The sequence below is a fragment of the Clostridium sp. genome (genome assembly GCF_040797585.1).
In the GTDB taxonomy this organism is placed as follows: domain Bacteria; phylum Bacillota; class Clostridia; order Clostridiales; family Clostridiaceae; genus Clostridium_Z.
Genome location: NZ_JBFNEO010000120.1, coordinates 1 through 8,403 on the forward strand (window position 1 = coordinate 1; position 8,403 = coordinate 8,403).

General features: G+C 35.2%; 8 protein-coding genes, 1 pseudogene and 1 other annotated feature. All 9 genes and pseudogenes read right to left on the reverse strand.

Annotation, left to right across the window (positions count from 1 at the left end; translation table 11 throughout):
- Positions 1 to 778, reverse strand: a pseudogene (locus AB2369_RS08685) (DNA-directed RNA polymerase subunit beta'); the annotation flags it as partial.
- Between the two features lie 21 nt (positions 779 to 799).
- Entirely contained in the window at positions 800 to 4,504 is a 3,705-nt protein-coding gene (gene rpoB, locus AB2369_RS08690) for a DNA-directed RNA polymerase subunit beta (RefSeq protein WP_367666088.1), read from the reverse strand.
- Between the two features lie 260 nt (positions 4,505 to 4,764).
- On the reverse strand, positions 4,765 to 5,127 hold the full coding sequence (rplL, locus tag AB2369_RS08695) for a 50S ribosomal protein L7/L12 (protein WP_367666089.1): 363 nt from the start codon (positions 5,125 to 5,127) through the stop codon (positions 4,765 to 4,767).
- A 93-nt stretch (positions 5,128 to 5,220) separates the two neighbouring features.
- On the reverse strand, positions 5,221 to 5,718 hold the full coding sequence (gene rplJ / locus AB2369_RS08700) for a 50S ribosomal protein L10 (RefSeq protein ID WP_367666090.1): 498 nt from the start codon (positions 5,716 to 5,718) through the stop codon (positions 5,221 to 5,223).
- A gap of 34 nt (positions 5,719 to 5,752) precedes the next feature.
- Positions 5,753 to 5,885 (reverse strand) — a sequence feature (ribosomal protein L10 leader region).
- 44 nt (positions 5,886 to 5,929) lie between these two features.
- Positions 5,930 to 6,619, reverse strand: coding sequence for a 50S ribosomal protein L1 (gene rplA / locus AB2369_RS08705; protein ID WP_367666091.1), 690 nt, complete (start codon positions 6,617 to 6,619; stop codon positions 5,930 to 5,932).
- 54 nt (positions 6,620 to 6,673) lie between these two features.
- Positions 6,674 to 7,099: a 50S ribosomal protein L11 gene (rplK, locus tag AB2369_RS08710; RefSeq protein ID WP_367666092.1), complete on the reverse strand. Its 426-nt coding sequence runs from the start codon at positions 7,097 to 7,099 to the stop codon at positions 6,674 to 6,676.
- A gap of 97 nt (positions 7,100 to 7,196) precedes the next feature.
- Positions 7,197 to 7,718, reverse strand: coding sequence for a transcription termination/antitermination protein NusG (gene nusG / locus AB2369_RS08715; protein ID WP_367666093.1), 522 nt, complete (start codon positions 7,716 to 7,718; stop codon positions 7,197 to 7,199).
- A 38-nt stretch (positions 7,719 to 7,756) separates the two neighbouring features.
- Entirely contained in the window at positions 7,757 to 7,990 is a 234-nt protein-coding gene (secE, locus tag AB2369_RS08720) for a preprotein translocase subunit SecE (RefSeq protein ID WP_367666094.1), read from the reverse strand.
- 40 nt (positions 7,991 to 8,030) lie between these two features.
- Positions 8,031 to 8,180 (reverse strand): 50S ribosomal protein L33, encoded by a 150-nt coding sequence (gene rpmG, locus AB2369_RS08725; protein WP_027633558.1) that lies wholly within the window; start codon positions 8,178 to 8,180, stop codon positions 8,031 to 8,033.
- Positions 8,181 to 8,403 lie beyond the last annotated feature (223 nt).

An 8,403-nucleotide genomic window follows, 5' to 3' on the forward strand; every position in this document is an offset into this window, starting at 1 on the left:
TATATAAATCATTTAAGTCAGAAGTTGCAAATCTACCTCCATCTAATTGAACCATTGGTCTTAGATCTGGCGGTATTACAGGTATAACCCCTATTATCATCCACTCTGGCTTATTATTAGATTTTCTAAAAGATTCTATTACTTCTAATCTTCTTATTACTCTAACCTTCTTTTGTCCAGTAGAGGTTTTTAAATCTTCTTTTAACTCTTTAGAGCCTCTCTCTAGATCTATCTCCTCAAGAAGTTTCTTAACTGCTTCTGCTCCCATTCCAGCAACAAAACTTTCCTCACCATACTTATCTATAGCTTCTCTATATTCTTTTTCATTTAAGAGTTGCTTCTTTAGTAATGGCGTCTCCTTAGGATCAAGTACTACATAAGATGCAAAATATAGAATTTTTTCTAATGATCTTGGTGACATATCAAGAATTAATCCCATTCTTGATGGTATACCTTTAAAATACCATATGTGAGATACAGGGGCAGCAAGTTCAATATGCCCCATTCTCTCACGTCTCACCTTAGACTTTGTTACTTCTACTCCACACCTATCACAAACTATACCTTTATATCTAACTCTCTTATACTTTCCACAGTGACATTCCCAGTCCTTTATTGGTCCAAATATTCTCTCACAGAATAAACCATCTCTTTCTGGCTTTAAAGTCCTGTAATTTATAGTTTCAGGCTTTTTAACCTCGCCTCTAGACCATTCTCTTATCTGCTCTGGGGAAGCTAAACCAATTTGTAATGCATCAAAATTGTTTAATTCAATCAAGGGTATATCCTCCCTTCAAAATTAGTGTTCATCGTTAAAATCATCTATATCTAAATCGGTACTAAAATCATCAAGCTCTATAGATCCGTAATCTATGTCTGCTTCTTCCTCTTCAACTTCTTCTGTTTCTTCAACATAGCTATCATCAGAAGAAACTTTATCTACTTCTTCTGTTCCCTCTATATTTACTTCTAACTCTTCTAACTCTTCATCTACTGATTCTTTTAATCTAATCTCTTGATTATCATCATTAAGAACCTTAACATTTAAGCAAAGTGCTTGTAGCTCTTTTATAAGAACCTTAAAGGATTCTGGTACACCTGGCTCTGGTATATTTTCTCCCTTAACTATTGCTTCATAGGTCTTAACTCTTCCCACAACGTCATCAGACTTAACTGTTAAGATTTCTTGAAGAGTATGAGCAGCACCATAAGCCTCTAGTGCCCAAACTTCCATCTCTCCAAATCTTTGTCCTCCAAATTGCGCTTTACCTCCAAGCGGTTGTTGGGTTACTAATGAATATGGACCTGTAGATCTTGCGTGAATCTTATCATCAACTAAGTGAGCAAGTTTTAAGATATACATATATCCAACAGTAACTCTATTGTCAAATGCTTCTCCTGTTCTTCCATCATATAAAAGAGTCTTTCCATCCCTATCATATCCGGCATCAACTAAGCATTTTTCAATATCTTCTTCTCTAGCACCATCAAATACTGGAGTTGCAATATGCCATCCCATATTTGAAGCAGCCCATCCTAAGTGAACCTCAAGAACCTGACCGATGTTCATACGAGAAGGAACCCCTAGAGGATTTAAACATATCTGAAGAGGTCTACCATCTGGCAAGAATGGCATATCTTCTTCCGGAAGAACTCTAGATATAACCCCTTTGTTTCCGTGACGTCCAGCCATCTTATCTCCAACAGATATCTTTCTCTTTTGTGCTATATAACATCTAACTAATTGATTTACTCCTGGTGGTAATTCATCACCATTCTCTCTAGTAAATACCTTAACATCAACAATTATTCCTGCTTCTCCGTGTGGAACCTTTAAAGAAGTGTCTCTTACTTCTCTAGCTTTCTCTCCGAATATCGCTCTAAGTAATCTCTCTTCCGCAGTTAGTTCAGTTTCTCCCTTTGGAGTAACCTTACCAACTAATATATCTCCAGATCTTACCTCTGCACCTATTCTTATTATTCCACGTTCATCTATATCTCTAAGAGCATCCTCACCTACGTTTGGAATATCTCTAGTAATCTCTTCTGGTCCAAGTTTTGTATCTCTAGCCTCACACTCGTATTCTTCTATATGGATAGAAGTAAATACATCATCACGTACAAGTTGCTCTGATATTAACATAGCATCCTCATAGTTATATCCTTCCCAAGTGATAAAGCCCATTCTTATATTCTTACCTAATGCTATTTCTCCAAGGTCTGTAGAAGGTCCATCTGATAACACTGTTCCTTTATCTACTTTCTCACCCTTAGTAACTATAGGTCTCTGATTTATACAAGTACCTTGGTTAGATCTCTTAAACTTTAATAGTCTATAAGTATCTATTCCTCCATCAGAGTCTCTCTTAACTCTAACTTCATTAGCACTTACATATATAACCTCACCCGAATTTTTAGCCTTAGGTAGAACCCCTGAATCCACAGCAGCCTTGAACTCTATTCCAGTACCAACTACAGGAGCTTGAGGCTTTAATAGTGGAACTGCTTGACGTTGCATGTTAGATCCCATAAGAGCTCTTGATGCGTCATCATTCTCAAGGAAAGGTATCATTGCAGTAGCAACTGATACTATCTGTCTTGGAGATATATCCATTAGATCAACGTCTTCTCTTGGAACAACAACAACTTCATCTCTAACTCTTACAGTTACTTTTTTATCTATAAATTTACCTTCTTCATCTAAAGGTTCATTAGCCTGAGCAACTAGATATCTATCCTCTTCATCAGCAGTATAGTATCTTATTTCTTCTGTAACTCTACCTGTCTCTTTATCAACAACCCTATATGGAGTTTCCATAAATCCATACTCATTAACCATAGCATAAGTAGCCAAGGAGTTTATAAGTCCTATGTTAGGTCCTTCAGGAGTTTCTATAGGACACATTCTTCCATAGTGTGAATGGTGAACGTCTCTTACTTCAAATCCTGCTCTTTCTCTTGAAAGTCCTCCTGGTCCTAAAGCTGATAATCTTCTCTTATGAGTTAATTCTGAAAGTGGGTTAGTTTGATCCATGAACTGAGAAAGCTGGGAGCTTCCAAAGAATTCTTTAATAGCTGCAGCCACAGGTCTTATGTTTATAAGTTGCTGAGGAGTTATTCCTTCTTGATCTTGAATGGTCATTCTTTCTTTTACTACTCTTTCCATTCTAGATAAACCAATTCTAAATTGGTTTTGTAACAACTCTCCAACAGATCTTAACCTTCTATTTCCTAAGTGATCTATATCATCAACATATCCAACCATATAAGCTAATCCTAATTCATAACTTATAGTAGCATACATGTCATCCCTTATTATATGCTTAGGTATTAATCTATTAATATTTTTCTTTATTTGCTCTTTTATTTCATTATCATCAGAATATTCATCTAGTATTTCTCTAAGAGTAGGATAATGGACTAGCTCTTTTATTCCAAGCTCTTCAGCATCAAAGTTAACATGTTTATTTATGTTAACAAAGTGGTTTCCTATTACTCTAACAACCTTATCTTCTACAAGAATATCAACTGAATTTATTCCGCAATCTTGTATTTCTAATGCTACTTCTCTAGATATTTTTTCATTCTTACCAACTAGTATTTCTCCAGTAGCTGGATTTACTACATCCTCAGCTGATATTTGATTGGATAATCTTAAGTTTAAAGCTAACTTCTTATTAAACTTGTATCTACCAACCTTTGAAAGGTCATAACGCTTAGCATCAAAGAATAATGAATCAATTAAAGCTATAGCACTATCAACCGTTGGCGGCTCACCTGGTCTTAATCTCTTATAAATCTCTAGTAAAGCTTCTTCCTTAGTTTTGGTGCTATCTTTTTCAATACTTGCTTGTAATCTTTCATCTTCACCAAAATAGTCTACTATCTCTTGGTCACTTCCAAATCCAAGAGCTCTAGCTAATACTGTAATAGGCAGCTTTCTTGTTTTGTCAATTCTTACATATATTATGTCATTAGAATCTGTTTCGTACTCAAGCCAAGCACCTCTGTTTGGGATAACTGTTGCTGAAAATAACTTCTTTCCTGATTTATCCCTAGCACCGCTATAATAAACCCCTGGTGATCTTACAAGTTGGCTTACTATAACTCTCTCTGCTCCATTGATTATAAAAGTTCCCTGATCAGTCATTAATGGGAAATCTCCCATAAAGACTTCTTGTTCCTTTATTTCTCCAGTTTCTTCATTACGCAATCTTACCTTAACCTTTAACGGTGCAGCATAAGTTGCATCTCTTTCTTTACATTCATCAACAGAATACTTTGTATTCTCTTCTTCAATTTTAAAGTCAATGAATTCAAGAATAAGGTTCCCTGTGTAATTGCTTATTGGGTTTATGTCATCAAAAACTTCATATAACCCTTCTTTTAGAAACCATTTATAGGAGTCTAATTGCACTTCAATTAAGTTTGGCATATCGGCAACTTCTTTTACCCTACCAAAACTCATTCTTGTTCTTTTTCCACATTGTATAGGATGTACCATTAAGCTTTCACCCCTTGTATAAACTAAAATAACCAAAAGTTAGTATTTTAAATTCTAATCTTTCGGGTTGCATACGATCATCATATTATTCTACCCAATTTTGATAAAATAAATCAAAATTGCCATTAATTTTTTATATTTTTTATCATAGCATATGACAGTACATTAAATAATAATAACACAACTAAAAAAAGCAGTCAACAACAATTCATTAAAAAAGAGGCACTTAAAAAGCGCCTCTTATTTTAAATGTTGGTAAATTACTTTAATTCTACAGTAGCTCCAACTTCAGCAAGCTTAGCTTTCATAGCTTCAGCTTCTTCCTTAGCTATTCCTTCTTTTAATGTCTTAGGAGCTCCGTCAACTATTTCTTTAGCTTCCTTTAATCCTAATCCAGTTAATTCTCTAACAGCCTTTATAACCTTTATCTTTTCTGATCCTGCGCTAGCTAATACTACGTCGAACTCAGTCTTCTCTTCTGCTGCTGCACCTGCTACTGCACCTGCAACTGCTACTGGAGCAGCTGCGCTTACTCCGAATTCCTCTTCACACGCCTTAACTAAGTCGTTTAATTCTAAAACGCTCATATTCTTTATAGCTTCAATGATTTGCTCTTTTGTCATTTTTAAAGCACCTCCAAAATTTTTATTATCGTATTTTAATTTTATTTTTTATAAGTAATTATATAGGGTATATTATCAACTGCTTATAATTTATTATTCTGCAGTTTCCTTGCTTTCCTTTATTGCATTTAATAAATATGCAAGGTTTGATAATGGAGACTTGATACTTCCAAGAAGTTTTGCAATAAGAACTTCTTTTGAAGGTATAGCAGCAAGTTGCTTAACCTTATCAGCATCATAAACTTCTCCTTGAACTATACCAGCTTTTAATTCTAACTTCTTATGATCTTTTGCAAAATCATTTAAGATTCTAGCTGGTGCAGTTACATCCTCATATCCAAAAGCTATAGATACAGGTCCCTCTAAGTATTCAACTACTCCGTCAAATCCTAATTCCTTAGCAGCTAGAGCAACTAAAGTATTTTTGTATACTTTGTACTCAACTCCTGCTTCTCTTAAGTTTTTTCTAAGAGTTGTATCTTGTTCAACAGTTAAACCTTGATAGTCAGCTAATATAACAGCTTGAGCTTTTTCAAGCTTTTCTCTTATCTCAGCAACCTTAGCTTCTTTTAATTGTCTATTCTTGTTCATTACTGTATGCCACCTCCTCACGATATTACTGTTTATTTAAAATAACAAAGGCCTCCTCGCAGACGCAAGAAGACCTTACAATTTCAAACCTTGTACGGGTCCTCGGTAGGTAGTGTTAAACTTTACGCTTTTGCACCTACTGTCTACGGAATATTGCTATTCAATTAATCAACAAAATCGATTATATCATAGACAAACCTACCTGTCAATATTAATCTAAAACTTTTGTTGAGTTTATTTTAATTCCTGGTCCCATTGTACTTGATACAGCTACAGACTTTATGTATTGTCCCTTAGCAGCTGCTGGCTTAGCCTTGATTACAGCTTCCATTAATACACGGAAGTTCTCCATTAACTTTTCTGATCCGAAAGATTTCTTTCCTACTGGAACGTGGATTATAGCAGTTTTATCTACTCTATATTCAACTTTACCAGCTTTAATCTCTTGAACAGCCTTAGTTACATCAAATGTAACAGTTCCTGACTTAGGGTTTGGCATTAATCCCTTAGGTCCTAACACTCTTCCTAGTCTTCCTACTACACCCATCATGTCTGGAGTAGCAACTACTACATCAAAATCAAACCAGTTTTCGTTTTGTATTTTAGCAACTAGGTCCTCAGCTCCAACAAACTCTGCTCCTGCAGCTTCTGCTTCTTTAGCCTTATCACCCTTTGCGAATACTAAAACTTTAACACTTTTACCAGTTCCGTGAGGAAGAACTACTGCTCCTCTAACTTGTTGATCTGCATGTCTTGGGTCTACACCTAATCTTACAGCAACTTCTATCGTTTCATCGAACTTACACTTAGCAGTCTTAACAGCTAATTCCATAGCTTCCGCTGTAGTGTATAATGCATTCTTATCTACTAACTTTGCACTTTCAATATAATTCTTTCCCATTTAGTAAGCCTCCTTTGTGGTATTAACGGTAGTTACCTCCCACCGAATAAAAAATTAGTCTTCAACAACTATTCCCATACTCTTAGCTGTTCCTTCTATCATGCTCATAGCAGTTTCTATTGTTGCTGCATTTAAATCCGGCATTTTTGTTTCAGCTATTTGTCTTATTTGATCTTTATTAACAGTTGCAACTTTTGTTCTGTTTGGTACACCAGAACCACTCTCAATTCCAGCTGCCTTCTTTAATAATACTGCTGCTGGAGGAGTCTTTAGTATAAAGCTAAAAGATCTATCTTGATAAACAGTAATTACAACTGGAATTATTAATCCAGCTTGATTTGCTGTTTTAGCGTTAAACTCCTTACAGAATCCCATAATGTTAACACCGTGTTGTCCTAATGCCGGTCCAACTGGTGGTGCTGGAGTTGCCTTTCCAGCTGGAAGCTGAAGTTTAATCATTCCTGTAACTTTCTTAGCCATGAGTTATTCCTCCTATACTGTGGTATCTCGGACTATTCTATAGCCCTCCCACTTACTAAGACTTTCGTCCTGTAATCTCTTAATTGTAGTTTAAATATTAATTAAATTTTTCTACTTGGTTAAAGTCAAGTTCAGCAAGAGTTTCTCTTCCAAACATACTAACCAAAGCTTTAATTTTATGTTTTTCTAAGCTTATTTCTTGAATCACCGCTGTAAAATCTTTAAGCGGTCCAGAAATAACCTGAATAGTTTCGCCTACCTCCAAGTCTATATCTATAGTCATCTCTTGAACTCCCATAGATTCAATCTCTTCATCGGTAAGTGGCACTGGTTTAGATCCAGGTCCAACAAAACCTGTGACTCCTCTAGTATTTCTTACGACATACCAAGAATCATCTGTCATTAACATCTTAATTAATACATATCCCGGAAACTTCTTTTTAAGCGTAATCTTTTGCTTTCCATCTTTTTCTTCAATTTGTTCTTCTACTGGAACTTCTACCGCATGAATAAGACTATGAAGATTTCTGTTTTCTATAGCCTTTTCAAGATTAGCTTTTACTTTATTCTCGTAACCTGAATACGTGTGTACAACGTACCATTTAGCTTTCTCACTCATATTTCAAGGGGCAAACTAGTATTACCCCCACCTCCTTTTTACTTTATTCCAAAGACTGATTTAAAGAGGTTTTGAAAAAACATGTCTATTCCACCTATTAACACTATGTAGATAAGGCAGAATGTAGCTACAGCTATTGTAGCCTTTTTAACTTCTTTTTTGGAAGGCCAAGTTATTCTTTTAGTTTCAGCTTTGACCTCTTTTAAAAATTTGAAGAAACCTTTTTTTTCAATCAACTGGTCCTTACCTTTTACTTTCCCATCCACAGCCATCTTTTAACACATCCTTAAAAGATATTAGGTAGTTTTAGAACTACTTAGTTTCTTTATGAAGCGTTTGCTTCTGACAGAACTTACAGTACTTCTTCATTTCTAATCTATCTGGGTCATTTTTCTTATTTTTCATTGTGTTATAATTTCTTTGCTTGCACTCTGTACACGCTATAGTTATCTTCACTCTCACAACAAGCACCTCCAGTTTTTATAATATATTTTATTAGAACGCCGTCCCTACTACACTCTAAAAAGTACGCATTACCTTAATAATTTATCATAATTAAAATATTGTGTCAACTTGAATTTGCTATGTAAAGGACTAGGTTTCACAACCCAGCCCTGTAAAAAAATCCAATTAATTATTTAGTTATAGTAGTAACAACTCCTGATCCTACTGTTCTTCCACCTTC

Bases quoted from the DNA above. Each gene is read 5' to 3' on its own strand.
- rplJ (WP_367666090.1), bottom strand. From the start codon at position 5,718: ATGAACAAGAATAGACAATTAAAAGAAGCTAAGGTTGCTGAGATAAGA.
- rplL (WP_367666089.1), bottom strand. From the start codon at position 5,127: ATGACAAAAGAGCAAATCATTGAAGCTATAAAGAATATGAGCGTTTTA.
- rpoB (WP_367666088.1), bottom strand. From the start codon at position 4,504: ATGGTACATCCTATACAATGTGGAAAAAGAACAAGAATGAGTTTTGGT.
- secE (WP_367666094.1), bottom strand. From the start codon at position 7,990: ATGGCTGTGGATGGGAAAGTAAAAGGTAAGGACCAGTTGATTGAAAAA.
- rplA (WP_367666091.1), bottom strand. From the start codon at position 6,619: ATGGGAAAGAATTATATTGAAAGTGCAAAGTTAGTAGATAAGAATGCA.
- nusG (WP_367666093.1), bottom strand. From the start codon at position 7,718: ATGAGTGAGAAAGCTAAATGGTACGTTGTACACACGTATTCAGGTTAC.
- rplK (WP_367666092.1), bottom strand. From the start codon at position 7,099: ATGGCTAAGAAAGTTACAGGAATGATTAAACTTCAGCTTCCAGCTGGA.